At 69.5% G+C, this 24,520-nt stretch carries 24 protein-coding genes; 9 read left to right on the plus strand and 15 right to left on the minus strand.

All coding sequences use genetic code 11. The features are described from left to right. Window positions 1–70 precede the first annotated feature (70 nt). The 4 genes from QHF84_RS32400 (at window position 71) to mtnC (ending at window position 3,450) form a co-directional block, all read left to right on the plus strand. A complete protein-coding gene (locus QHF84_RS32400) occupies window positions 71–685 on the plus strand; it encodes a methylthioribulose 1-phosphate dehydratase (protein ID WP_281317355.1) in 615 nt (204 codons plus the stop codon). 148 nt (window positions 686–833) lie between these two features. Continuing rightward, a complete protein-coding gene (locus tag QHF84_RS32405; RefSeq protein ID WP_281317356.1) occupies window positions 834–2,123 on the plus strand; it encodes a porin in 1,290 nt (429 codons plus the stop codon). A 50-nt stretch (window positions 2,124–2,173) separates the two neighbouring features. Further along, the gene (locus QHF84_RS32410; protein WP_281317357.1) at window positions 2,174–2,758 is read left to right on the plus strand and encodes an acireductone dioxygenase; all 585 of its coding nucleotides are present in this window, start codon (window positions 2,174–2,176) and stop codon (window positions 2,756–2,758) included. Further along, window positions 2,752–3,450 (plus strand): acireductone synthase, encoded by a 699-nt coding sequence (gene mtnC / locus QHF84_RS32415; RefSeq protein WP_281317358.1) that lies wholly within the window; start codon window positions 2,752–2,754, stop codon window positions 3,448–3,450. Before QHF84_RS32410 ends, mtnC begins: the two co-directional genes overlap by 7 nt. Here mtnC and QHF84_RS32420 read toward each other — a convergent pair whose 3' ends face one another. Continuing rightward, window positions 3,451–4,386 (minus strand): alpha/beta hydrolase, encoded by a 936-nt coding sequence (locus QHF84_RS32420; RefSeq protein ID WP_281317359.1) that lies wholly within the window; start codon window positions 4,384–4,386, stop codon window positions 3,451–3,453. 322 nt (window positions 4,387–4,708) lie between these two features. Here QHF84_RS32420 and QHF84_RS32425 point away from each other — a divergent pair, with 322 nt between their 5' ends. Beyond that, complete coding sequence (locus QHF84_RS32425) at window positions 4,709–5,137, plus strand: hypothetical protein (RefSeq protein WP_281317360.1); 429 nt, start codon at window positions 4,709–4,711, stop codon at window positions 5,135–5,137. 350 nt (window positions 5,138–5,487) lie between these two features. On the opposite strand, the gene QHF84_RS32430 is transcribed toward QHF84_RS32425, so the two are convergent. The 4 genes from QHF84_RS32430 to QHF84_RS32445 all read right to left on the minus strand — a co-directional run bounded on the left by QHF84_RS32430 (window position 5,488) and on the right by QHF84_RS32445 (window position 9,805). Continuing rightward, complete coding sequence (locus tag QHF84_RS32430; protein WP_281317361.1) at window positions 5,488–6,909, minus strand: proteinase inhibitor; 1,422 nt, start codon at window positions 6,907–6,909, stop codon at window positions 5,488–5,490. 231 nt (window positions 6,910–7,140) lie between these two features. After that, window positions 7,141–8,577, minus strand: coding sequence for a cytochrome P450 (locus QHF84_RS32435; protein WP_281317362.1), 1,437 nt, complete (start codon window positions 8,575–8,577; stop codon window positions 7,141–7,143). Window positions 8,578–8,635: 58 nt separating this feature from the next. Then, window positions 8,636–9,391, minus strand: a complete 756-nt coding sequence (locus QHF84_RS32440; protein WP_281317363.1) for an SDR family oxidoreductase — start codon at window positions 9,389–9,391, stop codon at window positions 8,636–8,638. A 9-nt stretch (window positions 9,392–9,400) separates the two neighbouring features. Next, window positions 9,401–9,805, minus strand: a complete 405-nt coding sequence (locus QHF84_RS32445) for a 6-carboxytetrahydropterin synthase (RefSeq protein ID WP_281317364.1) — start codon at window positions 9,803–9,805, stop codon at window positions 9,401–9,403. A 111-nt stretch (window positions 9,806–9,916) separates the two neighbouring features. On the opposite strand from QHF84_RS32445, the gene QHF84_RS32450 reads away from it, so the two are divergent. Together QHF84_RS32450 and QHF84_RS32455 are read left to right on the plus strand one after the other, a co-directional pair. Continuing rightward, a complete protein-coding gene (locus QHF84_RS32450; RefSeq protein ID WP_281317365.1) occupies window positions 9,917–10,552 on the plus strand; it encodes a MarC family protein in 636 nt (211 codons plus the stop codon). 58 nt (window positions 10,553–10,610) lie between these two features. Beyond that, window positions 10,611–12,662 carry a hypothetical protein gene (locus QHF84_RS32455; protein ID WP_281317366.1) on the plus strand — a complete coding sequence of 684 codons (2,052 nt, stop codon included), beginning with the start codon at window positions 10,611–10,613 and terminating at the stop codon, window positions 12,660–12,662. Between the two features lie 55 nt (window positions 12,663–12,717). Here QHF84_RS32455 and QHF84_RS32460 read toward each other — a convergent pair whose 3' ends face one another. From QHF84_RS32460 to QHF84_RS32490, 7 genes are all read right to left on the minus strand, one after another. After that, the gene (locus QHF84_RS32460) at window positions 12,718–14,070 is read right to left on the minus strand and encodes a pyruvate dehydrogenase complex dihydrolipoamide acetyltransferase (protein ID WP_281317367.1); all 1,353 of its coding nucleotides are present in this window, start codon (window positions 14,068–14,070) and stop codon (window positions 12,718–12,720) included. Between the two features lie 6 nt (window positions 14,071–14,076). Next, window positions 14,077–15,063 (minus strand): pyruvate dehydrogenase complex E1 component subunit beta, encoded by a 987-nt coding sequence (locus tag QHF84_RS32465; protein ID WP_281317368.1) that lies wholly within the window; start codon window positions 15,061–15,063, stop codon window positions 14,077–14,079. Then, window positions 15,060–16,040, minus strand: coding sequence for a pyruvate dehydrogenase (acetyl-transferring) E1 component subunit alpha (gene pdhA / locus QHF84_RS32470; RefSeq protein WP_281317369.1), 981 nt, complete (start codon window positions 16,038–16,040; stop codon window positions 15,060–15,062). The genes QHF84_RS32465 and pdhA overlap by 4 nt, the downstream gene beginning before the upstream one ends. 82 nt (window positions 16,041–16,122) lie before the next feature. Then, window positions 16,123–16,590 carry a hypothetical protein gene (locus tag QHF84_RS32475; RefSeq protein WP_281317370.1) on the minus strand — a complete coding sequence of 156 codons (468 nt, stop codon included), beginning with the start codon at window positions 16,588–16,590 and terminating at the stop codon, window positions 16,123–16,125. A 20-nt stretch (window positions 16,591–16,610) separates the two neighbouring features. Further along, window positions 16,611–17,897 carry a putative metal-binding motif-containing protein gene (locus QHF84_RS32480; RefSeq protein ID WP_281317371.1) on the minus strand — a complete coding sequence of 429 codons (1,287 nt, stop codon included), beginning with the start codon at window positions 17,895–17,897 and terminating at the stop codon, window positions 16,611–16,613. A gap of 11 nt (window positions 17,898–17,908) precedes the next feature. Continuing rightward, a complete protein-coding gene (locus QHF84_RS32485; protein WP_281317372.1) occupies window positions 17,909–19,318 on the minus strand; it encodes a serine/threonine-protein kinase in 1,410 nt (469 codons plus the stop codon). A 13-nt stretch (window positions 19,319–19,331) separates the two neighbouring features. Further along, window positions 19,332–20,066: a CPBP family intramembrane glutamic endopeptidase gene (locus QHF84_RS32490; protein ID WP_281317373.1), complete on the minus strand. Its 735-nt coding sequence runs from the start codon at window positions 20,064–20,066 to the stop codon at window positions 19,332–19,334. 24 nt (window positions 20,067–20,090) lie between these two features. On the opposite strand from QHF84_RS32490, the gene QHF84_RS32495 reads away from it, so the two are divergent. After that, window positions 20,091–20,873, plus strand: coding sequence for a prolipoprotein diacylglyceryl transferase family protein (locus tag QHF84_RS32495; protein WP_281317374.1), 783 nt, complete (start codon window positions 20,091–20,093; stop codon window positions 20,871–20,873). Here the strand turns inward: QHF84_RS32495 and QHF84_RS32500 are convergent. The 3 genes from QHF84_RS32500 to QHF84_RS32510 are packed head-to-tail and all read right to left on the minus strand — an operon-like array spanning window position 20,779 to window position 22,485. Beyond that, window positions 20,779–21,174, minus strand: coding sequence for a hypothetical protein (locus tag QHF84_RS32500; RefSeq protein ID WP_281317375.1), 396 nt, complete (start codon window positions 21,172–21,174; stop codon window positions 20,779–20,781). The genes QHF84_RS32495 and QHF84_RS32500 overlap by 95 nt on opposite strands. Window positions 21,175–21,179: 5 nt before the next feature. Then, window positions 21,180–22,259, minus strand: a complete 1,080-nt coding sequence (locus QHF84_RS32505) for a hypothetical protein (protein ID WP_281317376.1) — start codon at window positions 22,257–22,259, stop codon at window positions 21,180–21,182. A 19-nt stretch (window positions 22,260–22,278) separates the two neighbouring features. Next, window positions 22,279–22,485, minus strand: coding sequence for a hypothetical protein (locus tag QHF84_RS32510; RefSeq protein WP_281317377.1), 207 nt, complete (start codon window positions 22,483–22,485; stop codon window positions 22,279–22,281). A gap of 231 nt (window positions 22,486–22,716) precedes the next feature. On the opposite strand from QHF84_RS32510, the gene QHF84_RS32515 reads away from it, so the two are divergent. Next, window positions 22,717–24,114: a serine/threonine-protein kinase gene (locus QHF84_RS32515; protein ID WP_281317378.1), complete on the plus strand. Its 1,398-nt coding sequence runs from the start codon at window positions 22,717–22,719 to the stop codon at window positions 24,112–24,114. Window positions 24,115–24,520 lie beyond the last annotated feature (406 nt).

Here is a 24,520-nt window from a genome sequence, read left to right on the forward strand (position 1 = left end):
AAGCGAGGACCTCCCCTCGGCCAGACATGCCAGGGCTTGCTCGCGTTGCCCCGGCCGGGTAGGGTCGAGCGTGCAGGAACATCGCCTCCCCGAGTCCGCCGCGACCACCTTGCTCGCGCTCGCGAGTCGCTGCCACGCGCGAGGCTGGGCCCCAGCAACGAGCGGCAATTTTTCAGTCCGCCTCGACGCCCATCGCTTCGTCATCACGAAGAGCGGTCTCGACAAAGGCGCGCTCCGAGCCGAGGACCTGCTCGTCGTCGACCTCGAAGGAACCCCCCTCACCGAAGGCCGCCCCTCGGCCGAGACGCCGCTCCACGCGCAGATCTACCGGCGCCGCTCGCGCGTCACCGCCGTGGCGCACACGCACTCCGTCGCTGCCACGGTCCTGTCACGCGCGCTCATCGCGGAGGGATACGTCGTCCTCTCCGGCTTCGAGATGCTCAAGGCCCTCGTCGGCGTGAACACGCACGAGACCTCGATCCGCCTGCCCATCTTCCCAAACGATCAGGACGTCCCGCGCCTCGCCGCACAAGTCGACGCAGAGCTCGGCGGCGACGACTGCGTCTACGGCTACCTGCTCGCAGGACACGGCCTCTACACATGGGGCGAAACGCCGACCGAGGCGGCCCGGCACGTGGAGGCGATCGAGTTCCTCCTCGAGTGCGTGCTGCACGGCAAGCGCTGAGCGCGGCGTCACCCAACTTCTCCGAACTGTAACGAATGCAAACGAAACGGTAACGGCGTCGCGACGAAGCCGTAACGAGTTCGTCACCGAAGTCGCCTAGCGTGGGGCGTCAGAAGAAGAAAGGCCGGGACTTCCCCGGAATCCTTCCATGTCGCTCGCACGTCTGGCCGCGCGCTCGGCCCTCGCCGCGGTTTTTGGTCTTCTTTTGTCTTCGCGTTCGGCCGCGGAGGACATCCCCGCCGCGCCCCGATCGGAGATCGCGCTGGCCACGATCCCGCCCGCGGTGCCCGCCGCAGTCAAACCCGCGCCGAAGCCCACGGCCAAACCCGAAAAGCCGAAGCCCGGCGAGGGCGCGGGCAAGGCCGCGCAGCACTGGTACGACAAGATCAAGATCCGCGGCTACTCGCAGGTCCGGTACAACCAGCTCGGCGCGACGAACGAGCGACTCGTCAACACCCAGGGCGATCGTTCGATCGGCAAGGACGGCGGCTTCTTGATCCGCCGCGCCCGCCTGATCCTCCAGGGCGACGTGCACGAGCGCGTCTTCGTGTACATCCAGCCCGATTTCGCGACCGTCGTCTCCGACCAGTACCACGTGCCCACGCTGCGCGACTGGTACGCGGACATCGCCCTCGACAAGAAAAAAGAATTCCGCTTCCGCGTGGGGCAGTCGAAGGTGCCGTACGGCTTCGAGAACATGCAGTCGAGCCAGAACCGCGCGCCGTTCGATCGCTCGGACGCATTGAACAGCGCCGTCAAGGACGAGCGGGATCTCGGCATCTTCTTCTACTGGGCCCCCGAGCGCATTCGCAAGCGGTTCAAGGCGCTCGTCGACGACGGGCTCAAGGGATCGGGTGATTACGGCGTCATCGCGCTCGGCGTGTACAATGGGCAGACCGCGAACCAGAAGGAGCGGAACGACACGCCGCACGTCGTCGGTCGGATCACCTGGCCGTTCCAGATCGGCAAGCAGATCGTGGAGATCGGCGGCGGCGGGTATGCCGGCAAATTCGTCGTGAAGACCTCGGACGACGTCACGGCGCCGGACGAGATCCGCGACATCCGCGCCCACGCCTCGTTCGTCCTGTATCCGCAGCCGATCGGCCTGCAGGCCGAATACAACATCGGTCGCGGACCGGAGCTCGTGGGGGACCGCGTCGTCGAGCGTCCGCTCCACGGCGGGTACGTCATGGCCATGGCGAAGATCGGAAACTTCGTGCCCTACGTTCGCGGCGTGCTCTACGACGGCGGGCGCAAGTTCGAGACGAACGCGCCGCATTACAAGGTCCGCGAGCTGGAGATGGGCCTCGAATGGCAGCCCATCCCGGCCGTCGAGGCCACGGCCGCCTACACGATCGCCGAGCGAACTTACCCCGAGCCGCCTTATCCGCAGGAGAGTGGGCGCCTCGTGCGGCTCCAGATTCAGGTGAATTACTGAGCGCGTGAACGGGCTTGCAGCGAGGATCGGTTTGGGTCGATCCTCCAGGCGTGAGCTCGATCCACGTCTTTCGGGAAAACACTCCCGGAGCGCTCGTCCGCGCCACGCAGGACCACGCCGAGATCGCGGCGATCCTGCGCGACGTAGGCATCCGCTTCGAGGCCTGGGAGGCTTCCTTTTCGTTCACGCCTTCGGCGACGACCGAGGAGATCCTCGCCGCATACCACGCGCCGATCGAAAAACTCTGCCGCGAGGGCGGTTATCCCTCCGTCGACGTCGCGCGCCTCTCGCCGGATCCGAGTGATCCGAGCTGGCCCGCGAAGGCCCAGGCGGCGCGCGGAAAATTCCTCGAAGAGCACACGCACGACGAGGACGAGGTCCGCTTCTTCGTGCACGGCGCCGGCGTGTTTTACCTGCGCCTCGCCGGACAGGTGCTCGCGGTGCGGTGCGAGCGGGGCGATCTCATCTCGGTCCCCGCCGGCACGCGGCACTGGTTCGACATGGGCACGCAGCCCGACTTCTGCGCGATTCGCTTCTTCGGCACGCCCGCAGGCTGGATCGGAACCTTCACGGGCGACGAGATCGCGCGGCGTTTCCCCGACGCCGACACCCTCGCACAGGGCGCGCCATGGTGAAGCGCATCGTCACGGACATCGAGGGCACCACCACGTCGATCAGCTTCGTGACGAACACGCTCTTCGTCCACGCGCGAAGGGCGCTGCCATCGTTCGTCCGGACGCACGCGGGCGAGGCGCGTGTCGCTGTGGCGCTCGACGCGGCGCGGGCCGAGGCGGGGGATCCGGGTCTGTCCGACGAGGCGGTGATCACGCTCTGGCTCCGCTGGATCGACGAGGACCGCAAGGCAACGTCGCTCAAGGCGATCCAGGGCATGATCTGGGAGGAGGGGTATCACGCGGGGGCGTATCGCTCGCACGTGTACCCGGACGTCCCCGGCGCGCTCGCGCGGTGGAAGGCGCGTGGGCTCGGGATCGCCGTGTTCTCGTCCGGGTCGGTGCTCGCGCAAAAGCTCCTCTTCGCGCACACGATCGAGGGGGATCTCTCGGGCTTCTTCGACGCGTGGTTCGACACGACGACCGGCAAGAAGGCCGATCCCGCGTCCTACGCGCGTATCGCGGCCGCGCTCGAGGTCCAGCCGCACGAGGTGCTCTTTCTGTCGGACGTGAAGGCCGAGCTCGACGCCGCGCGCGCGGCCGGGCTCCTGCGGGTCGCGCTCGTCCGGTACGGCGCTCCGCCCATCGAGGGTCACCCGACCGCGCGGACGTTCGACGACATCGTGATCGAAGGGGACGCCGTGCTCGTGCCCTGACTACCGCGCGAGCTTGCGGGCGAGCCACTCCGCAGCCTCGCGGATCACCTCGTCCCGATTCGTCTCGTTGAACAACTCGTGACGCGCGCCCGGGTAGACGCGGTACGTCACATCGGAAAGTCCCGCCTTCGCGTACGCGTCGAGCAGCCCGCGCAGGTTCTTCGTCCGCTCGTGGACCGGATCCTCCGAGCCCGCGACCACGTACACCGGCAGATCCTTCCGAATCCGCGCGAGCGCGCCCGGATGCGCGAGCGAGGGCATCGCGCCGAGGAGCTGCACCCATAACGTCGTCGTCGCCGAGAAGCCACAAAGCGCGTCGGCGACGTACTTGTCGACCTCGGCCGCGTCACGCGACAGCCAGTCGTAGGGCGTGCGGTTCGGGCTGAACGTGCGGTTCCACGCGTCGAACGACATCCCCTGGATCACCGCACTCTTGCCACGCTCGCCGAGCCGCGCGCGCTCGGCCTTCGCCACGAGCACGCCCGCACGCGCCATCATGCTCGGCGGTCCGTTGGTCCCCGAAAGGATCACGGCAGCGAGCTTGCCGCCCTCCTCGGGCAAGACGCCCTGCGCGATGAGCGAGCCCATCGAATGGCCGAGGAGCGCCTGCGGAAGGCCAGCGTACGCCATACGAGCGCGCGCGAGCAGGCCACGCAGATCCGCGACGACACGGCCGAACCCATCGCCCGGGCCGAAGTAACCGAGCTCGTCGCTCGACTTGGCCGTGTGCCCATGGCCGCGATGATCGTGGGCCTCGACGACGAGCCCACGCGCCGTGAGCGCCTCGGCAACGCGCGCGTAACGAGCGCCATGCTCGCTCATGCCGTGCGACACGTGGACGACGCCGAGGGGCTTCGCGCCTTCGTCAGGGGAGAAGACACGCACGAAGATCGGCTTGCCGTCATCGGCGATCCATTCGAACGAGGAGGTACGCATGCGGGCGGCGGCCGTTCTACACACGGTCCCGGGCAGATGGGAAGAACGAGTGTGTCCGAGGCGAGAACGTCACGTCCGCGAAAGAACACTTGCGGTGGTCCGGATTTCCCGGTAGAGGCTCGCCCGCCCGATCTTCCGAGGTCGTCCCCCTGTGGCGGTTCCGCCAGGTCCCCGGGGCTCGGATCGTGCAGAGGAGCAGGTAGACCCCGCGATGCGATCCAAATCAGCCGATCCGACCGATGGTCAACGCAGGCCCCGCCGCGGTCGTGAGAAGTGGGTACGGCGGTGGGGCCGGATCGAGCGGGACGACCTCGAGGCACTCGTGGCAGAGCTCGAAGGGGGCGACGAAGAAGACGAGACGGCAGCCGCCTCCGCGGCATGGCTCGACGCCATCTCCAAGGTGTCGGGAGCAATTCTCTGTGGCGCAACACTCGTCACGGAGACATATCTCGTGAGCCCCTTGCCGACCGGCGAGGAGCTCGCAAAATTCGGTTGCAAGAGCGTTCGTGACGGCCGAATGATCGAGGTGTTCCAGGCATTCGACGAAGGCGGTCTCGATGAACGAGGCCCCTACGCCGTGACGCACCGGGAGCGCGATTGGTCAGCATTCGGCGCGGCACGCGCCTTCGTGGATTCAGTCGGCCCGAAAAACGCGTTGCGGGCACTCGAGGCGTGGCACGAAGCGAAGACCGGCCAGCGCACTTCCGCGCGGCCCCGCCCGCCGGTGGTCATCGAGGTTGTCCGGGCGTAACCCCGGGGTTTCACCCCGGACCCCCGACCAGGGGTTGTCCACCCCTGGACCCGGACCAGCGCAAGCGCTGGACTCGGGGTCGATGAACTGCGCGATGCGCAGTTCATCGAACAGCCGGTGGCAAGATCGGCGACATCCCTGCCAAGCAAGACCGCGGCGTTAACGGTTCAACCGACAACGTGCCGTTGCGTGCGACGACCTTCATGGTCTTGCCACGGGCCCGTCGTAAGAACTGCGCGGAGCGCAGTTCTTACGCCTTCGGTCCAGGCCGTGCCTGGTCCGGGGTGCAGGGGGCGGACAGCCCCCTGCTGGGGTGCGGGGCAACGCCCCGCTCCGCCCCGCTCCGCTCCTCAAAGTGGAACGTTGAACAGACACCGCGTGATCGGGACGGCGACGTCTGCCCACACGTATAGATAGTATTTCGTGCCCGGGACGAGCTTCTCGGGGCTGCCTTCGACGGGATATCCCTGCTTCGTGTTTGGCAGGATTTCGCCGTAGGTGATACCGCTCTTCACAGGCGCGGCGGTCCATGGAACGTCGAGCCGCCAGAGCGTCCCTTCGGGCAGGTCGAGGTTCGGCGGCGCGCCTGGGGCCTTGGCGTCCGCTGATAAGATGTAAACGTAACGGGCGTCGCCGCCGGTCCAGGTGATCTTGCCGGCGGCGTCGACGCCCTGGCCGGCTTCGCAATCGCTCGGCACGTACAGGCTCTGTTCGTAGAGGGGCCCGCCGAAGGGGGTTTCGTTTGCGAAATCTTCCTTCTTGTATCCGCGCCGGAGGAGCTCGCCTTCGAAGAATGCGATCATTCGCGCTGGGTCTGTGGTTGGGAGGCCGGCGGTGTCGCGGGAGAAACCGTTGTTCTGGTCCGGCGGATAGGCGCCGAGTGCGGCCGAGGAGACCCAGCCGGCGGCGAGTGCGAGGCCTGTTGGATAGAAGCTGTCGGTCCAGATTGGGCTGGCCTCGATGTACCAGTTCGACGGACCTTCTGCGGGGGCGGCCTTCTCCGAGTGGCAACATACGCAGCCGCACGACTCGACTTGCTCTGTCACCCATGCGAGCTCGCCGAGCCATTGTGGGTCTGAGTGGCGCGGATCGTCTTCGGGGGTTTTGAAATCGGAGGGCGGGGCCGGCCAGTAGGGGCGCTGCGTTAGGACTGGCTCGCAGGACGCGTAATCAGTGTACTTTCGACCGGGCTCCGTACACCCCGAGATGGCGCCGAACGTGCAGACCTTGCCGCTGCTCTGGCCTGCGGGCTCGCCGGCTTTGGGGTCCACGCATACCTGCTCGGGCCAGTGGAAGACCGATGCCCCCGGATTGGGATTGCCTGGCTCGTCGATCACGCCTTCGCATGCGTCGGGGAGGAACTTGCCGCCGCCGAAGAGCTCGCAGCCGCGCTGGGTCGAGGCGCACTGGGCCGTGTCTTCGCCGGGGAAGACGATGCTGTATTCGTCGTCCGTCCCGCCGTCGAGCACGCATCGCCCGAGCGTCTTCGGGTAGGTGCAGGCTTCGGCTTTCGTGAATGTGGATTTCGTGAGCGCCTTGCAATCGGCTTCGGCGGTCTCGGCGGACCAGCCCTTGCCGGTGTAGTCGCGGCACTCCTCGGCCTGGGTGAAGGGGCTCGTGTACACGCAATGACCGGGCGCCACGACGGCGGGCTCCGGGGCCTCTGGGGCCTCCTCCTCGGCCTTCTGGCAAGCGCCCAGGCCTCCGAGGGACGAAACGAGCAGCGCAGCGCCCAGCATCACGTGCGGAGAACGGAGGAGCTCTTGCTTCACGGTCGGTACTCCTGAACCTGGCCTTCGATCGAAGGGTAGATGTGTCCCTGCTCGCTATTTTGTGAAGCGAACATTCTATGGAATATCGTTTGTTCATACGTTGTGCAAGCTTCGTCCAAACTTTTGTGTAGACAATGTGCGCAAGGATACGCATGCATCCCGAAGGCAGGGAGCGGGAGTGGGGGAGCTACGGGGAGAGGGGGGAGGCGGGGTGGCGGGCGGGGAGGGGGGTCAAGCGCTGCGGCGGCGGACGCGCGCCCAGACGCCGCCTTTCGGGCGGAGCGTGGCGAACGTCTCGGGCTCGATGTCTTGCGGCTCGACCTCGAAGGACAAACCACGCATCAACGTGGCGAGCACGACGGGCCCTTCCATCAACGCGAAATGGTTCCCGATGCATACGCGGGGCCCCACGCCGAACGGGATCCAGGCTGATTTCGGGCGCTTCGCCTCGTTCTCCGGGGTGAAGCGGTCCGGATCGAACCGCTCGGGATCGGCGAAGCAGTCGTTCCGGTGGTGCATCCCGTAGACGTTCACGAAAAAGATGGTCCGCTCGGGGAAGCTGTGGCCGCCGAGCTCGACCTGCTCGAGCGAGCGCCGCGGGAGCACGATGACCGGCGGATAAAGGCGCAGCGCCTCCTTGAAGACGCGCGTCGTGTAGGCGAGCTTTTCGGGGTCGTAGGACGTCGGGCCCTCGGGGCCGAACGCGTCGGCTTCGGCCTGCACCTTCGCCCGCGCGGCGGGGTCGCGCGAGAGCAGGTAGAACGACCAGGCGAGCGCGGTCGCCGTCGTCTCGTGCCCCGCGATGAACAGCGTATTGGCCTCGTCGCGGACCTGCTTGTCGCTCATGCCCTCGCCGCCGAGATCCGCGTCGCGTGCATGGAGGAGCCGCGTGAGCAGGTCATTTCGAGCGACGTGGCTCGCGCGCCGGTCGTCGATCATGGCCTGGATACGTTTGTCGAGGACCTCGAGGGCCCGCACGATCTTGGGCTCGCTCCGGCCGGGCATGAAGATCGGCGCGTCGAGCGCGGCGCGGGCGCGGGCGCGGACGTCCTCGAGCCACGGCGGGAGTTTTCCGTCGAGGACCTCGGTCATCTCCAGCGCCGAGACCTGCAGCACCATGTACGGCGTGCCCATGTGGTCGTTCACCCAGCCGAGCGCGACGGTGAGCGCCTCGCCGAGCTCGTCGGCCTCGTCGAAGGTCCGCGCGTCGAAGAGGGTCCGGCCGACGACGCTCATCGCGATCCGCGTCATCTCGGCGGCGAGATCCGTGCGTTCGCCCTCGCGCAGCCGCTCGCGGGCGCGCAGGGCCTCGCCGTTCATCGCGCTCACGTAGGTCTGGAGCTGCGTCGGGTGGAAGAGCGGCGAGAGCAAGCGGCGCTGGCGCCGCCAGAGATCCCCCTCGCTCGTGAAGAGGCCCTGGCCCGCGAGATCGTGGAGCAGGATGCGGATGCCGGGGGATTTTTCGAAGCTGCGCGCCTTCTCCACGAGCATCTCGTGCGCGGTCTGGGGGCCGTTCACGAAATAGAAGGTGCGGTGGAGCATCCGGGCCGAGACGACGTCGCCCGTGTCGGCGACGCGCCGGAAGAAGGGGAGCCGGTCGCTCTGGAAGTGGTGGGCGTGGCCGAGCAGGTTCTCGCCGGGGGCCGTGGGGATCGCCGTCGGGGTCATACCCCTCGATAACACGGATCGCCCGCCGCACGACGCCCGCCGCGCGGGCCTTCCACGATCAATCGGGTATCGAATCCGGCGGCGGCGTGGCCCAGCCGAGGTGCTGGCCGCCATCGACGGCGATCATCTGCCCCGTGACCGCGCGCGCCGTGAGCAGATACCGGACGGCGTCGCAGACGTCCTCGGGCGTGGCCCCGCGGCGGAGCGGCATGCTCTCGCATTGCGCGGCGAACTGCTCGGGCGTTTGACGCGTGCTCGGCAGCGTCGGCCCGGGGCCCACGGCGTTCACCCGGATGCGCGGCGCGAGCGCGAGCGCGAGCGACTGCGTGAGCGCCCAGAGCCCGGCCTTGCTCACGGTATACGTCGTGTAATGCGGGCTCAGGTTCCAGACGCGCTGATCCAGCACGTTCACCACCGCGCCCTCCACGCCCCCGGGCAAGCGCCGCGCGAATTGCTGCGTGAGCACGAAGGGCGCCCGGAGGTTCGCCTCCATGTGCAAATCCCACGTCTCGCGCGTGGCCGTCTCCGGCGTGTCGTACTCGAACGTCGAGGCGTTGTTCACGAGCGCCACGAGCGGCCCCACGAGCGCCGTCGCGTGATCCACGAGCGAGCCCGTCTCCACCTCGTCCGCGAGGTTCGCTCCCACCGCCGCCGCGCGCCCGCCGGCCGATTCGATGGCGGCGACGAGGTGCTCCGCGTCCTCGCGCGAACGATGATAATGGACCGCCACGGAAAAACCTTCGCGCGCGAGCATCATCGCAATGGCGCGGCCGATCCGCTTGCCTGCGCCGGTGACGAGGGCTGCCTTGTTCATGGGAAACACCTAGCGCTCTTCGTACGTCGCGATGGCCGTGTCGGTCTCGTAAAAAGACACGGCCGTGACGGGCAAGCCGTGCGCGCGCAGGTGATCAAAAATGAGCTTGGCGAAATTCTCGGCGCTCGGATTCACCGGGAGCGTGACGAACGCCTCGCCCGCCTGCTTCAGGAACGGAATGACGGGGTCGTCCTCTCGCAGGATGAGGCGGTGGTCGAACTGCGCGAGGATCCACTCCTTGCCGGCCTTCTCGATGTCGAAAAAATCCGCGACGAACCCTTTGCGGTCGAGCGAAGGCGCCGAGAGCTCGATCTCGACGCGGGCGTTGTGGCCATGGATGCGGGCGCAAGGGCCCTCGTAGTCGAGCAGGCGGTGGCCATAACAAAACCGCACTTCTTCGGTCACGCGGAACATGGGAAGGGCGAGATACCGCGGCGTCTGCCGCACGTCAACCCGCGCGCCGCCCATGAGCCTGGCGCCTCGCCCGTTCCGGGTCTATAGCGAGCGCATCCGCAGGATGCGCCCTTGACCGAGCTCGTGACGTTTTTCTTTGTCGCCCTTTCGGCGGTGTTCTTCGTGGTCGACCCGATCGGCGTCGTGCCGATTTTCCTCGCCATCACGTCGAACGATCCGCCCGAAAAGATCCGGCAGATGGCGCGCCGCGCCTGCTTCACGGGCTACTTCCTCCTCATGACGTTCGCGATCTTCGGCGGCGTCATTTTCAAGATCTTCGGCATCAGCCTGGGCGCCTTCCGCGTGGCGGGCGGGCTCCTGCTCATGCTCACCGCGCTCGACATGCTCCGCGCCAAGCGCCCGGGCACCCGCACCTCGCCCGAGGAGACCGAGGAGAGCGCCCGCAAGGAAGACGTGGCGCTCGTGCCCCTCGCCATGCCCCTGCTCGCCGGCCCGGGATCCATCGCCAGCGTGATGGTGCTCATGTCCCAGGGCAACACGCGGAACCTGCTTTACGCCGTGCCCGTCCTGCTCGCCGTCACGATCACGTTTGTCGCGGCCTATTTCATCCTGCGCGCGGCCTCGCTCGTGCAACGCGTCCTCGGGCAGAGCGGCGTGGCGATCCTCGAGCGCGTGATGGGCCTCATCCTCGCGGCGATCGCCGTGCAATTCGTCGCCGACGGCGCCCGCGATTTGCTGCGCCCTTGACGGTCGCCGCTCATGCATGTTTCCTGGCGCACGCCTTATCCTTAGAAGGAGGCATGACATGATCGGTCGACGTGGGACAATCTTCGGATTCGGCCTTGCGGCGGTGCTCGCGTTCGCGGCGGGGTGCAACGGCGGGGTGACGGGCGGCGGGAACGGCGGGACGGGCGGCACGGGCGGGGCCGGCGCGACGGGCGGCACCGGTGGAACGGGCGGGACCGGCGGCACGGGCGGCGCCGGCGGCACGGGCGGCATCAACACCGGCGGCAGCGGCGGCGCAGGCGGTGAAGGCGGCGCGGGCGGCGCCGGCAACGGCGGCAGCGGCGGCAGCGGCGGCAGCGGCGGTTCCGCGGCGTGCGTCGCGGCCGAGCGGCTCGATCTGCTCTTCGCGATCGACAATTCGCGCAGCATGGCCGACAAGCAGAGCATCCTGGCGCGCGCGATCCCCGACCTCGTGCAGGGCGTCGTCAACCCGCCGTGCATCGACGCGCAGGGCGTGCCCGCGCAGACGCAGCCGAGCGGGCCCGCGGAGGCCTGTCCGAGCGGCACGTTCCGCGCCTTCGAGCCGATGACGGACATCCACATCGGCGTCATCAGCTCCAGCATCGGCGGCCACGGCTCGGATGCGTGCCCGAGCATCGATCCGAACAGCAAGGAGTGTTCGCCGAACCCGAACACGACGAACAACGACAAGGGCCACCTGCTCTCGCGCGCGGATCAATGCAATTCGGGGCAGGTGCCGACGTACGCGAACAAAGGCTTCCTCGCCTGGGATCCCAACCAGCAGCAGAACCCGCCGGGCGAGGACCAGGTCGACGACGGCATGGGCGGCGGCCTCGTGCCGACGCTGCGCGACATGGTCATCGGCGTCGGGCAGATCGGCTGCGGTTATGAGTCGCAGCTCGAGAGCATCTACCGCTTCCTCGTGGATCCGGAGCCCTACGAGAGCATCTCGGTCATCGACGGCAAGGCGACGCCACAGGGCGTCGACACGGTGCTCCTGCAGCAACGCGCAGAGTTTTTGCGGCCGGATTCGCTGCTCACCGTGCTCATGCTGACCGACGAGAACGATTGCTCGACGAAGGAGTACGGGCAGTTCTATTACGTCAACCAGCTCCGCATCGGCGCGACGAACGTGCGGCTGCCGCGCGCGCGGCAGGAATGCGCGATCGATCCGAACGATCCGTGCTGCAAATCGTGCGGCCAGGCGGCCGGGGACTGCCCCGCCGATCCGACGTGCATGGATCCGAACGGCGGTCCAGCGCTCTACACCGTCGACGAGGACGACATCAACCTGCGCTGCTGGGATCAGAAGCGCCGCTTCGGCATCGATTTCATGTATCCGATCGACCGATACGCGCAGGCCTTCAGCCTGGCCTTCATCACGAACCGGGCCGGCGAGCTCGTTCCGAACCCGCTCTTCTCGGACCTCGACCCGACCGATAACCTCACGGCCATCCGCGGGCCCGAGAAGGTCCTCGTCACGGGCCTCGTGGGCGTGCCCTGGCAGGACGTGGCGCGGGACAAGACCGACGCCTCGAAGGGCTTCAAGTCCGCGGCCGAGCTCACGGCGCCGATCAACGCGAGCGGCGCGTCGACCTGGGACGTCATCCTCGGCGACCCCGCGAGCAACGTGCCGCCGCTCGATCCGCTCATGATCCAGTCGGTCGCGAAGCGCGTCGGGACGAACCCGATCACCGGCGACGTCCTCGTGGACGCGTCGATGCCGAACGCGAACCCGATCAACGGGCACGAGTGGACGATCGACAACGACGATCTCCAGTACGCGTGCATCCTGCCGCTCTTGCCGGGCGAGCAACGCGACTGCACGGACACGAACCTCTCGGCGTGCGATTGCTCCGAGTCGAACAACGACAACCCGCTCTGCGCGGTCGACCCCACGAGCGGCCAGCGCACGCTGCAAGTCCGCGCCAAGGCCTACCCGGGCACCCGGCCGCTCGCGCTCTTCAAGGCGCTCGGCGATCAGGCGGTGGTCGGCTCGGTTTGTCCGGCGAACCTCGACGACATCGTGTCGCCGGCGTTCGGCTATCGGCCGATGGTGCGGTCCGTGGTCGAGTGGCTCACGCGCCGCAACTGCCAGGCCAATCCGTGATTGGATAAGTGGAGGAGGGTGCGCCCCGCGTCGGGGGCGCACCCTGTTCACCTCGTCAGGAGACGAGGATCTGCATCGGGCGCTCGATCAGCGCCCGCAGCGCCTTCAGGAACGTCGCGCCCACGGCGCCGTCGATGACGCGGTGATCGCAGGAGAGCGTCATCGCGAGGCGGCGACCGGGGACCACGGCGTCGCCCTTCACGACAGGCTCGCGCCGCACCTGGCCGACGGCCAGGATCGCGCCCTCGGGCGGGTTGATGACCGCGGAGAACTCGTCGATCCCGTACATGCCGAGGTTCGAGATGGAGAACGTGCCGTTCGCCATCTCCTCGGGCTTGAGTTTTTTCGCTTTGGCGCGCGAGGCGAGGTCGCGGATCTCCGCGGCGATGGTGGTGATGCTCTTCTTGTCGGCGTCGCGCACGACGGGCGTGACGAGTCCCTCGGACACGGCGACGGCGACCGAGATGTCGACGCGGCGGTGCACGAGAATGGCATCGGGCGAATACTGCGCGTTGCACTCGGGCACGCGGCGCAATGCAATGGCGCAGGCCTTGACGAGCAGATCGTTGAGGGAGATCTTCGCCGCGTCCTTGCCGGCCTCCGCGGCGGCGGCGAGCTCGGCGTTGATCTGCTCGCGCAGCGCGCTCAGCGGATCGGCGTCGACGTCGATCGTCAGATAGAAATGCGGGACCGTCTGCTTCGACTCGACGAGCCGCCGCGCGATGGCCTTGCGCATCATGCTGAGCGGACGGACCTCGGGCGCGAGGAGCTCGCCCGGCGCGGCGACGGGCGCCGGAGCGGCGGGCGCGGCCGCGGGGGCCGGGGCCGGCGCGGCCTTCGGGAGCGTGTCGAGGTCGCGGGCGACGATACGGCCGCCGGGGCCCGAGCCCGTGACGCCGGCGAGGCTCAGGTCGCGTTCCCGCGCGAGCTTGCGGACGTACGGCGAGGCTTTTACGCGCCCAGGTTCGCCCGCGGGGGCGGCTGCGGGAGCCGGAGCGGGGGCGGGAGCGGCTGCGGGAGCCGGCGCCGGAGGGGGAGCGGGCGCGGCCGCGGGGGCAGGCGCGGGCGCGGGCGCAGGCGCAGGCGCGGGCGCAGCTTCTGCCTTTGGAGCCGGCGCCGGGGCCGGCGCTCCGCCGCCCGCTTTCGCGACGAGCGCGGAGATGTCCTCGCCCGGCGCGCCGATGATCGCCACGGGTTGTCCGAGGCGCACGACGCTGCCTTCCGGCGTCAGGATCTTGAGGATCGTGCCCTTGTCGAAGGACCGATACTCCATCGTCGCCTTGTCGGTCTCGACCTCGGCGAGCAGATCGTCGACGCCGATCGTGTCCCCTTCCTTCTTGTGCCAGACGCTGATCTGTCCCTCCTCCATCGTGGGGGACAGCTTCGGCATATCGAGAATCTTGGCCATGACCGATCAGCCCTTTCGGTACAGCACCTCGCGGACCGCGTCGGCGATCCGATCGGGTTGCGGCAGGACGTACTGCTCGAGCTTCGCGTTGTACGGCATGGGTACGTCGCGGAACGTGACGCGCAGGATCGGCGCGTCGAGCTCGTCGAAAGCGAGCCGCTGGATGCGGTCGACGATCTCGCCGCCCACACCGCCGTACGGCCAGCCCTCGTACGTGAGCACTGCGCGGTGCGTCTTCTGCACCGTCCGCACGAGCGCTTGCTCGTCGAGCGGGCGGAGCGAGCGGAGATCCACGACCTCCGCGTCGATGCCCTCCTTTTCGAGCAGCGCCGCCGCCTCGAGCGCCACGTGCACCGGGCGCCCGTACGCGATGATCGACACGTCCTTGCCCTCGCGCGCGACGCGGGCCTGGCCCATCGGCACGACGAAATCCGGATCGTCCGGCACCTCGCCCTTCACGTTGTAGAGCGTCTCGCTCTCCATGAAGAGCACCGGATCGTCGTCGCGGATCGCCGCCTTGAGCAGGCCCTTCGCGTCGGCGGGCGTCGCGGGCGCGAGCACCTTGAGGCCCGGAACGTGGGTGTAAAAATGCTCCATCGCGTGCGAGTGCTGCGAGCCCACCTGCCGCGCCGAGCCGTTCGGCGCGCGCAGCACGATGGGCACGTGGAGCTGGCCGCCCGACATCTGCCGGATCTTCGCCGCGTTGTTCAGGATCTGATCGAACGCGACGGCGGAGAAGTTCCACGTCATGTACTCGACGATCGGCCGGAGACCGACCATCGCCGCGCCGATCGAGATGCCCGTGAAGCCGCTCTCGGTGATCGGAGCGTCGATCACGCGCTTCGGGCCGAAGCGCTCGAGCATGCCCTCGCTCACCTTGTACGCGCCCTGGTACGCGCCGACCTCTTCGCCGATGAGGTAGACGCGCTCGTCGCGCTCCATTTCCTCGATCATGGCGGCGCGAACCGCCTCCCTGTAGCGCAAGACGGTCATCGCGCGAATGCTCCCTTGTAGGTGGTCGCCTCGAGCAGCTCGGGCCCCGGCTCGGGGCTCTCGTCGGCGAAACGAACGGCGTCCTCGATCTCGGCCTCGATCTCGGCCTCGATCTTCTGCAGCGCCTCTTGATGGCCTTTCCCTTCGAGCTCCGCGCGCGAGACCATGAGCGGGTCCTTGCGCTTGCGCTCTTCGAGCTCGTCCGGCGTGCGGTACTTGCCCGGATCGCTCATCGAGTGGCCGCGGAAGCGATAGGTGCGCACCTCGACGAGCGTGGGCTCGCTCGTCGTGCGCGCGCGCTCGATCGCCTCGCCGATGCGGTCGTGGACCTCGAGCACGTGGCTCGCGAAGAACCGATCCCGCGCCATGCCGTAACCCACGGCCTTGAGCGAGACGTCCTCGACCGAGAGCGTGCGCGCGAGCGACGTGCCCATCGCGTACTCGTTGTTCTCGACGACGATCACGATCGGCAGCTTCCAGAGCGCCGCGAGCGACATGCCCTCGTGGAAGTCGCCGATGCTCACCGCGCCCTCGCCGAGGAAGACGATCGCGACGCGCCCATCCTGGCGGTACTTCGAGGCGAACGCGGTGCCGACGGCGAGCGGGACGTGACCGCCCACGATGCCGTAGCCGCCGAGCATGTTGTGCTCGACGTCGAAGAAGTGCATCGAGCCGCCGAGTCCCTTCGAGCAGCCCGTCACCTTGCCGAAGAGCTCCGACATCGCCGCGCGTGACGTCATCCCGCGCGCGAGAGCGAGGCCGTGATCCCGGTACGTGGTGATCGCGTAATCCGTCGGCTGAAGCGAAGCGACGGCGCCGACCGCCACCGCTTCCTGGCCGATGTACAGGTGGAGAAAGCCACCGATCTTGCCCTGCGCGTAAGCGCGCGCCGCTTCTTCCTCGAAGCGGCGGATCTGGAACATTTTTCGATACAGGGCGAGGTGGAGCTCGTCGGAATGTTGGCGCGTCGTGGTCATGAGGTGATCGCGGCCTCCCGGCCCGTGTGCGTGTCCTCCGTGGGCGTCCTTCTGTCAAGTCCCGGCTTTTCGCCGTGCTGCGTCATCCGCACGTTCCCCCGCAGCTCGTGCGGATACAGCCGGCCAAGGATTCGAGCGCGGAGACGGCGTCCTCCGTCGCCTCCATCGGGCAGGCTTTGACGGCGCAGCCGTCGAAGTCCGACTCGGTCGGCGAGAGGCAACCAGCCGCGCGCGCGCAGTCCCACAGCGCGTCGCAAGGCGTTCCTTCGTCGCACGCGATCGCCGCCGCGCAGCACTGGTCGTAGACGCAGACATCACACGCGGTCGCGCCCGTGCCCGGATCACACGCCGAACCGCCGCCCGCGCCGCCCTGACCGCCTGCGCCGCCTACGCCGCCTGCGCCGCCCGCGCCGCCCTGACCGCCTGTGCCGCCCTGGCCGCCGTCGCCGCCCGCGTCGGGGAAGAGCGGGCCTTCCTCCTCGGAGCCGCAGCCGTAGGGCAGAGCGGCCACGAGGGCCGTCGCCAAGAAGAGCCACGTCGCTTTGCGCATCACACGCCTCGTTCCGAAGTTCATCGCGACCTCTTCGCCCTTCGCGCGAACCGCGCCGCGAGCGCCGCGACGAGCCCGAGGCCGGCGAGCGCGAACCCGCCCTGGGCCGCAGGCGCGAGCGAGCAGCCGCCACGGTACTCGACCGTCTCGGGCGCGGCAGGCGCGCCGCCGTCGGTCGTCGGGCCCGCGTCGGGGTTCACCTCGGAGACACAGTTGCCCGCCTGGCAGATCAGGCCCGGCGCGCAGTTCGTCGCCATCTCGTCGATCTCGCCGTTGCAGTTGTCGTCGACGCCGTTGCAGAGCTCGGGCAGGCCCGGCGCGATCGTGGCGTTCGTGTCGTCGCAGTCGGTCTCGTTGCAGAGGACCGAGCGCGCGCCGTCGCCGTCGAAGTCGGGGCACTCGACGTTCTGATCGTCGAACTCGTTCGTCCCCTGATCACCCGCGCCCGTGGAACAACCCGATGGCGGAGGCCCGCCGCTCACGTCGATGACGCCCACCGGCGGCGCCGAGACGGTGCTCGCGTGGATGCGCACGATGCCGCCGCCGCCCGAGCCGCCGACGCCCACCGTGCCGATCCCGCCGGCGCCGCCCTTCGCCGTGATCTTCGCCTTCGGCATCCAGTCGATGATGTACGCGTCGAGGATCACGTGGCCGCCGGCGCCGCCGCCCGCGCCGATGTTGGAGAGCACGTTGCCGTTCGAGCCGTTCGCCGCGATCGTCCCGTTGATCTCGATGCGCGCCGCTTGCAGCCAGATCCCGCCGCCGCCGTTGCCGCCGCTCGCGCCCATGCCGGGCGTCGAGCTGCCCGAGCCGCCCGCGCTGCCGAGGTCGAGCATCGAGGGGTTGCCGTACGCCGAGCCGCCGAGGCCGAACGGGCCGCCGCACGTGGGCGCCTGGCTCGTGCCGTCGCCGCCGCCGCCGAAGTAGGCGCCGCCGCCGCCCGCGCTGTTGCCGTTCACATTCCCGCCGCCCATGCCCTCGCCGGGCAGGCCCGCCTTGCCGGGATGACCCGAGCCCGTGGCGTCGATCATGCCGTCGGACTCGATGATGATGCGGTTGGCGCGGATGTGCAGGCGCCCCGTCGAGGGCCCCGAGCCCTTGGCGAGCACGCGCAGCACGGCGCCGCTCTTGATGGTCAGGATGTTGAAGTCGTTCGTGACGTCGCCCGGGAGCGTCGCGGGCTGGCCCGTGTTCTCCACGGTGAGCGACGGCGCGGCTTCGGCGGCGCTCGCCGCGCAGAGCAGCAGCGCTGCGGGGAGTGTGGCTCGTGTGATGGAAGCAAGAGGACGGCGGGGGCGCATGATCATGGCGAAAGCCTCTACGGTTTGGCCGGCGCGGGTGCGGCCTGGGAAGGGGCCGGCGCCGGGGAAGCGGGAAGGGCGGAGGGCGCGCTCGTGGGGCTCGCGGACGGGGCGCTCGAGGGCGACGCGGAGGGCGCGGCCGATCCGGACGGCGCAGGCGCGCTCGCGTCGAGGCCCGCGTCCGTCGCGAGCGCGGTCCCCGCGTCGGCCTCCGCCTCCGGAGGATCCTCGTTCGCCGAGCTCGAAGGCTCGACACGCGGGCGCGAGGTGCGCGGCTGCGGCGTGGACACCGTCGGACGAGGTTTGTCGGCCGAGGCGGGCGGCGGGACGTCGGTAGAGGCGCTCGCCGAAGGAAGCGTGCGCCGGCCGCGCGCCTCGCCGTCGTCGTGCAGCGCGAGCCGCACGAGCAGCGTCGCCGTGACCGCGACGACGGCCATGCCGAGCAGCACTTGCCCGCGCTTGCGCTCGGACGGCAGCGCCGCGGCGACCTCGGGCGCGGCCTCGTGGTGGATGGACGCGGCCGTCACGCGGCCGGGCGCGCTCGGCGCGGTGGCGCGGGGCGCGGGCGTCTCCACGGCGGGCGCGAGCGCCTCGGCGAGGGCCTCGCCGAACGCCGCGCAGCTCTCGAAGCGATCGTGCGGCGCCTTGGCCATCGCCACGGCGAAGACGTCGTCCACGGCGGCGGGCAGGCCGCGGCGCGCGGCAAAGCGGTTCGGCGGATCCCGCGCGATCCGCGCGGCGACCTCGACGGCGTCGTCGCCGGGGAACGCGCGCTCGCCGCAGATCGCCTCGTACAGCGATGCGGCGAGCGAGAACTGATCACTCGCTGGGGAGAAGTTCTTCCCGCCGAACGTCTCGGGCGCGCTGTAGGCGGGCGTGCCCATGAGGCCGCCTGCGTGCGTGAGCGTCGAGTCGGGGATCCGCGCGATGCCGAAGTCGGCGATCTTCCCGCCGGTGCGCGAGAGGATGATGTTCTCGGGCTTGATGTCGCGGTGGAGGATGCCCTCGCCGTGCGCGAACGTGAGCGCGTTTCCGAGCTCGCGCGCGAGCCGCGCGGCCTCGCCGGCCGGCATCAAGCCGGTCTTCAGCCGTTGCTTGAGCGTCGGCCCTTCGACGTACTCGAACACGAGGTAGAGCCCGAAGCGCCCGTCTTCGCCCATGTCGTGCAGCGTGACGAGGTTCGGGTGCGTGACGCGCGCCGCGGCGCGGGCCTCGTGGCGCATGCGGGCGAGCAGGCCCTCCCGTACGTCGCGCGGGATCAAGAGATCGCCGCGCAGGAGTTTTACCGCGACGTCGCGCCCGAGCACCGGATCGTGGGCGCAGAGCACGCGGCCCATCGCGCCTTCGCCGACGAGACGGAGGACCTCGTAACGCCCGATGGTCCTGGGCAGCTCGAGATCGGGCTGGGAGGCTTGGGGCTCGGGCACGCGCTCGACGGTTTTAGCCGCCAGAGGCGAGCGAGGGAAGGGCGGACACGCTTCGAGCGACGAACAGATCGAGGCTCGCGCCGAGCGTCCAGTGAAGCAGGAAGGGCCCGAGCATCGAGCGACCCCGGAAGGCGAGGGCGCCGAACACGAGGCCCCCCGGGACAGTCAGGAGGACCTCCAGAGCGGGCTTGCCCACGTGAACGAGGGTGAAAGGCAAAAGGTGCAGCACGATGGCGGCCGGTCCGCCGAGATCCCGCGCGAGGCCCACGACGAGCAGGCCGCGGAAGAAGAACTCCCAGGCGAAAAACGCGGCGCCCCACATGGTGATCCACCCGAACCACCCGAAGAGCCCGGAGATCCCCGCGGTGTGGGCTCGGTAATGCGCGGCGACCCCGGGCACGTGGGAGAGGATCGCGGCGCCGATCACCACGAGGGGCAAAAGCCCGAGCGTGATCGTCCCCCAGCGCCGCGCGTCGCCGAGCCCGAGCCCGAAGGTCTCCGGTTTCTGCTGGAGCCCGATCCTGGCGAGCACGAGCGGCGCGGCGAAGAGCAGCACCACGTGGGCCAGGACCCAGCCGGCGTGCCTTTGCAAACGCGGGTCGAGCAGCGGCGCGATCGGCCGGACGAGCACGCCGCCGATCGTCATGCCCTCGAACCTGAGGAGCGCGAGCAGCGCGCAGGCCGCGGCGAAGACGAGCAGCGCGCGCGGGATGGATGGTGGTCGCGAGCTCGTGCTTTCCTCGCGCATGCCGTGGCATCGTAGCAGCCCCGCGTGATCCCCTGGCTCGAGTTTCCTGCGTTGCCGTTTGGCCTCCGAGCGTTTGGCCTCTTGCTCACGCTCTCGGTGATCGTGAACCACCTCGTCCTCGTGCGACGCGCGCGCGCCCTCGGGCTCGGTTCGAAAGGGGCGATCGAGGCGCTCGCGATCGGCACGATGGCAGCGGCGATCGGCGGCGCCTACGGCGTGGGCAAGCTCGTGGGGGGCGGAGGGACGCTCTCGTCGGCGGGCGGTTGTCTCGGTGCGATCGTCGGGCTCGTGGGGCTCGCGCGGGCGCTCGGGATGCCCGTGCTCATTGCGGCCGACGCGACGACGTACGCGTTTCCGTTCGGATGGATGTTTGCGCGCGCGGCGTGCGCGTTCGCGCATGATCATCCGGGCCGGCTCTCTTCGTCCTGGCTCGCCGTGCAGTACCCGGGCGGCGCGCGCTTCGACCTCGGCTTGCTCGAATGGATGGCGACGCCGCTGCTCGTCGGGATCGTCGTCGTCGCCTCGCGCCGCGCCTCGCGCCCGGGCGTGGTGACGGGCCTGCTCGCGGTCGCTTACGGATCCTTGCGCTTCGGCCTGGATTTTTTGCGCGCGGAGCACGGGCGTTTTTCGGACCCGAGGTGGCACGGGCTCACCGCGGCGCAGTGGGTTTGCCTCGGGGTGATGATCCCGGTCGGGATCGTCTTGCTCCTCGTCAAGGCCACCCCGTCGCCGCACGCAGCGCTTGCCCCAGCAGCGAGCTCACCGCGTTCGCCGCGACCGCCCACCCGAACGCCCTCCGCGCCGTGATCCCCATCTTCCAGAAGTACGCGGCCTCCACGGCCACGGCGAACCCCTCCGCGAGGACGCCGTACCCGAGGTAGTACCCGACCGGCCCCAGCACGAACCGCCGATCGGCATGGATCGCGGCCACGTACAGGGATCGCCACAGGTTCGGCATGACGAACCACACGATCGGGTGCGTGATCGCGCTCGCGCCGAACGCGACGAGCGGACGCACGCCGAGGGCACGCCTGTAGATCGGGATCTCGATCGCCTGCGTCAGGACGAACGCCACGCCGTACCGGGCGATCGCCTCGCCTGCTTGCATGCTCGTCAGGCGGAGGCCTCGGGCGGCGAAAAGGCGCGGCGGCCCTCGGCCCAGAGCAGCGCGCCCGCGGCGAGCTCGAGGTGGCCGTGGAAGAACGCGAGCCGCAGGTAGCCATCACGCGCGGCGCCCGGACCGAAGAACGCCCAGACGATGAGCGCGATCGCGCCGATCGCCGAGAGCCAGAGGATCCACCCGCCGATGTCCCCCGCGAGCGCCCGGAAGCTCTGCCGGTAGGAGCGCGGCGTCTTGCTCGGCCGATCGTCCTCCGGCATGAGCCGCAGCCACACGATGTAGTGCGTCGCCTGCGCGAACGCGTAGAGCACGACGAACCGCACCGCGAGCGGGCCCGTCGGCGTCGGGCTCAAGGTCCACGAGAGGTACCGCATTCCGAGCCCGGTCCAGGGTGCCTCCGCGCCTCCGCTCCACGCGAGCAAAGGCTCGACCGAGCCGAGCAAGAGCGCCGCCGTGCCCGCCGCGAACAGCGCGATCGGCACGAGGTGGAGGCGCGTCTTGCGCGGCCGCCACGCCCACCAGATCACGACCGCGACGAGGTTGTGCAGGTGCGCGAACGCGAGGTCGGCGAGCCACCCCGCGCGCCGCGCCAGGAGGAACAACGCGCCCACCACGGAGAGCCCGATGAGCCTGCGCGACCAGGACGTCCGCGCCACGCAGAGCGCGAGGGCCGCGCCCACGAGGCCTCCGCGCACGCCGAAGCCGAGGCCCGCGGCGAGGATGCCCGCGCCGATCGCCGCGAGCACGAGCGGCCGTCGATGCAGGCCCGGCCGCGCCACGAGGTAACGCACGTCCGCGAGCACATGCGGGATGCCCCAGACGAGCGGCCCCACGACGAGCATCACTACAGGCCAAAACGAGGTCAGGAAAAACGCGGCGACGATGAGCACCGAGCCGAGGACGGCGACGCGGCGTTCACGATTGACGAGCAGCGAGCGCGACAGGAAGGGGCCGAGCAGGCGCAGGCCGAGGCGGCGCAGGTGATCGAGGCCCGCGAGCGGGGCGTCGATCGGCGGCGCCGGGATCGCGGCGACCGAGCCGAACAACCTGTGAAGCCGCCCAGTCCCTTCCATGCGACGCCTCGGCGGGTCCTCAGATCGGGCGCACGTCGCGCGGGGTGGGGGGCGCGGGCCGCTTGCTCATGGCCCCGTCGGGCGCGTCCTCGCCGGCGTCGGCGGGCGCCGGCGGATCCGGCGGCGGTCCGTCGTTGCCCAGGCACATGTCACGCGCGCCGAACCCGACGCCGACGAGCGCGAAGAAGCTCAGGCGCGACGCCAACTGAAAGAAAGAAGCCTTCATGAATCCCCTCGAAGGGCCAAGCCAAGAACGGGTGCGCCGGCCCAGGCTGCACCCTCTCCGCTTATAGACGATTTCTGACCTTCGTACCCCCGCCCCTCGCAGGAGAGCCGAAAACCCGCGCCAAATCCCCCTGGTCAGGGAATCGTCCACCGACGAACGGCGGCCCGGGGCGGGTTGTTCTAGGCTCGCGGGGGGCGGTGAGCGTAACCTTCCGGCGAGACCCGACCGTTCATGAAAGCCGGCACCAGGATCGGTGGAAAATACCGCCTCGTGCGCCCCCTCGGGGAGGGGGGGATGGGCGTCGTATGGGCTGCGATCAACGAGCTGACCGAGCGTGAAGTCGCGCTGAAGCTGCTCCGCGGCCTCGACGCCTCCGAAGACGCGCGCATGCGGCTCCTGCGCGAGGCCCGCGCCTGCGGTCGCATCGTCCACCGCAACGTGGTCGAGATCTACGACGTCGGACAAACCGACGCCGGGGATCCGTTCCTGGTCATGGAGATGCTGGCCGGCGAGACCGTGGGCGAGAAGCTCCAGCGCGAGCGCAAGATCGCACCCGCGGTGGCGCTGCGCATCGCCGCCGAGACCGCACGTGGCCTCAAGGCCGCGCACGCCGCGCGCGTGATGCACCGCGACCTCAAGCCCTCGAACCTCTTCCTCCACGAGGAGCCCGGCGGCGAGGCCCCCGTGCTCAAGATCCTCGACTTCGGCGTGAGCAAGACGCTGCAGCAAGGCGCAGACTTCACGGCCACCGGCAAGACCATGGGCTCGCCCGCGTACATGAGCCCCGAGCAAGTGCGCGGCCTCAAGACCGTCGATCACCGCACCGACCTCTGGTCCGTCGGCGTCGTGCTCGCCGAGATGCTGAGCGGCCGCCGCGTCTTCCAAGGCCTCACCCCCTACGGCGCCGCCGCCGAAGTCCTCTCCGGGCGGATCCGCGGTTTGTCGGACCTCATGCCCGACGCGGACCCGCGCATCGCCGCCGTCGTCGACCGCTGCCTGCAGCGCGACGTCGACAAGCGGTTCGCCTCCGCCGACGAGCTGCTCGAAGCCCTCACGCCACTCCTCGGCGACGATCGGCCGGGCTTGCCGCCCGCAGCAGCGGTCAAGGCGCAACGCTCGTCGATCGCGCCGTTGCCGCCGCCCTTGCCAGTCATCACCGACCCGGACACGAGCACCGAGGAGGTGACGCCGACCGATTTCGCGCCGCCGCCAATGATGGACGACACCTCGCAGTACGCAGTGCCGCTCGACATGCGCGACACCGTGCGCCCAGCGCCGATCAGCATGCCCCCGTCAGGCGCGCACGGTCTGCCCATCCTCGGTCGCGACTCGGCGCCGCCAGACAGCGGGGACCTGACGCACACAGACGCAGTCCCAGCCGGGCTCGCCGCGGCAGCCGAGGAGGCGGCCGCATCACCGTCGGGCGCAGTGCCCGTCGTGCTCTGGGACGAGTACCTCCGCAAGAAGTCCGAGGAGGTCCCAGACGCGCCGCCCGCCGAATCGGAAGGTCTCCCGCAAGACGCCACGCTCGCGGAGGCAACGCCGAAGAGCCGGCGAGTCGTCTACGCCGCCGCAGGCCTCGTGCTCGTGGCGCTCGTGGCGTTCGCGGTGGTGATGATGGGGCGGTAGGGCTCGTACGCCCGGGAGCGTGGAGCCGGGGCGCTGCCCCGGGCCCCGCGGGGGCTGTTCGCCCCTCGACCCGAACCAGGGCAAGCCCTGGACCTCAGGGGGAAAAACTGCGCGATGCGCAGTTTTTCCCGCGGGCCGGTGGCAAGACCGTGGAGGTCGGTTTTTAGCTGGCGACGGGCACGCTGCCGGTTGAACCGTCAGCGCTGCCGTCTTGGCTGGCAACGTCGTCGCCTGTCTTGACCTGGCGCGTTCGATGAACTGCGCATCGCGCAGTTCATCGACCCCGAGTCCAGCGCTTGCGCTGGTCCGGGTGCAGGGGCGGACAGCCCCTGCTGGGGCCTGGGGCAAAGCCCCAGCGAAGCGCCTTCGACAAGACAGCGGATGCGGCCGAAGCCCGCAAACCCGT

The sequence above is a fragment of the Polyangium sp. y55x31 genome, assembly GCF_029946505.1.
GTDB lineage: Bacteria > Myxococcota_A > Polyangia > Polyangiales > Polyangiaceae > Polyangium.

Coding starts and splice junctions, on each gene's coding strand:
- QHF84_RS32455 (WP_281317366.1), top strand. CDS start 10,611: ATGATCGGTCGACGTGGGACAATCTTCGGATTCGGCCTTGCGGCGGTG.
- QHF84_RS32440 (WP_281317363.1), bottom strand. CDS start 9,391: ATGAACAAGGCAGCCCTCGTCACCGGCGCAGGCAAGCGGATCGGCCGC.
- QHF84_RS32435 (WP_281317362.1), bottom strand. CDS start 8,577: ATGACCCCGACGGCGATCCCCACGGCCCCCGGCGAGAACCTGCTCGGC.
- QHF84_RS32490 (WP_281317373.1), bottom strand. CDS start 20,066: ATGCGCGAGGAAAGCACGAGCTCGCGACCACCATCCATCCCGCGCGCG.
- QHF84_RS32420 (WP_281317359.1), bottom strand. CDS start 4,386: ATGCGTACCTCCTCGTTCGAATGGATCGCCGATGACGGCAAGCCGATC.
- QHF84_RS32510 (WP_281317377.1), bottom strand. CDS start 22,485: ATGAAGGCTTCTTTCTTTCAGTTGGCGTCGCGCCTGAGCTTCTTCGCG.
- QHF84_RS32480 (WP_281317371.1), bottom strand. CDS start 17,897: ATGATCATGCGCCCCCGCCGTCCTCTTGCTTCCATCACACGAGCCACA.
- QHF84_RS32405 (WP_281317356.1), top strand. CDS start 834: ATGTCGCTCGCACGTCTGGCCGCGCGCTCGGCCCTCGCCGCGGTTTTT.
- QHF84_RS32465 (WP_281317368.1), bottom strand. CDS start 15,063: ATGACCGTCTTGCGCTACAGGGAGGCGGTTCGCGCCGCCATGATCGAG.
- QHF84_RS32475 (WP_281317370.1), bottom strand. CDS start 16,590: ATGCGCAAAGCGACGTGGCTCTTCTTGGCGACGGCCCTCGTGGCCGCT.
- QHF84_RS32515 (WP_281317378.1), top strand. CDS start 22,717: ATGAAAGCCGGCACCAGGATCGGTGGAAAATACCGCCTCGTGCGCCCC.
- QHF84_RS32445 (WP_281317364.1), bottom strand. CDS start 9,805: ATGTTCCGCGTGACCGAAGAAGTGCGGTTTTGTTATGGCCACCGCCTG.
- QHF84_RS32500 (WP_281317375.1), bottom strand. CDS start 21,174: ATGCAAGCAGGCGAGGCGATCGCCCGGTACGGCGTGGCGTTCGTCCTG.
- mtnC (WP_281317358.1), top strand. CDS start 2,752: ATGGTGAAGCGCATCGTCACGGACATCGAGGGCACCACCACGTCGATC.
- QHF84_RS32505 (WP_281317376.1), bottom strand. CDS start 22,259: ATGGAAGGGACTGGGCGGCTTCACAGGTTGTTCGGCTCGGTCGCCGCG.
- pdhA (WP_281317369.1), bottom strand. CDS start 16,040: ATGACCACGACGCGCCAACATTCCGACGAGCTCCACCTCGCCCTGTAT.
- QHF84_RS32460 (WP_281317367.1), bottom strand. CDS start 14,070: ATGGCCAAGATTCTCGATATGCCGAAGCTGTCCCCCACGATGGAGGAG.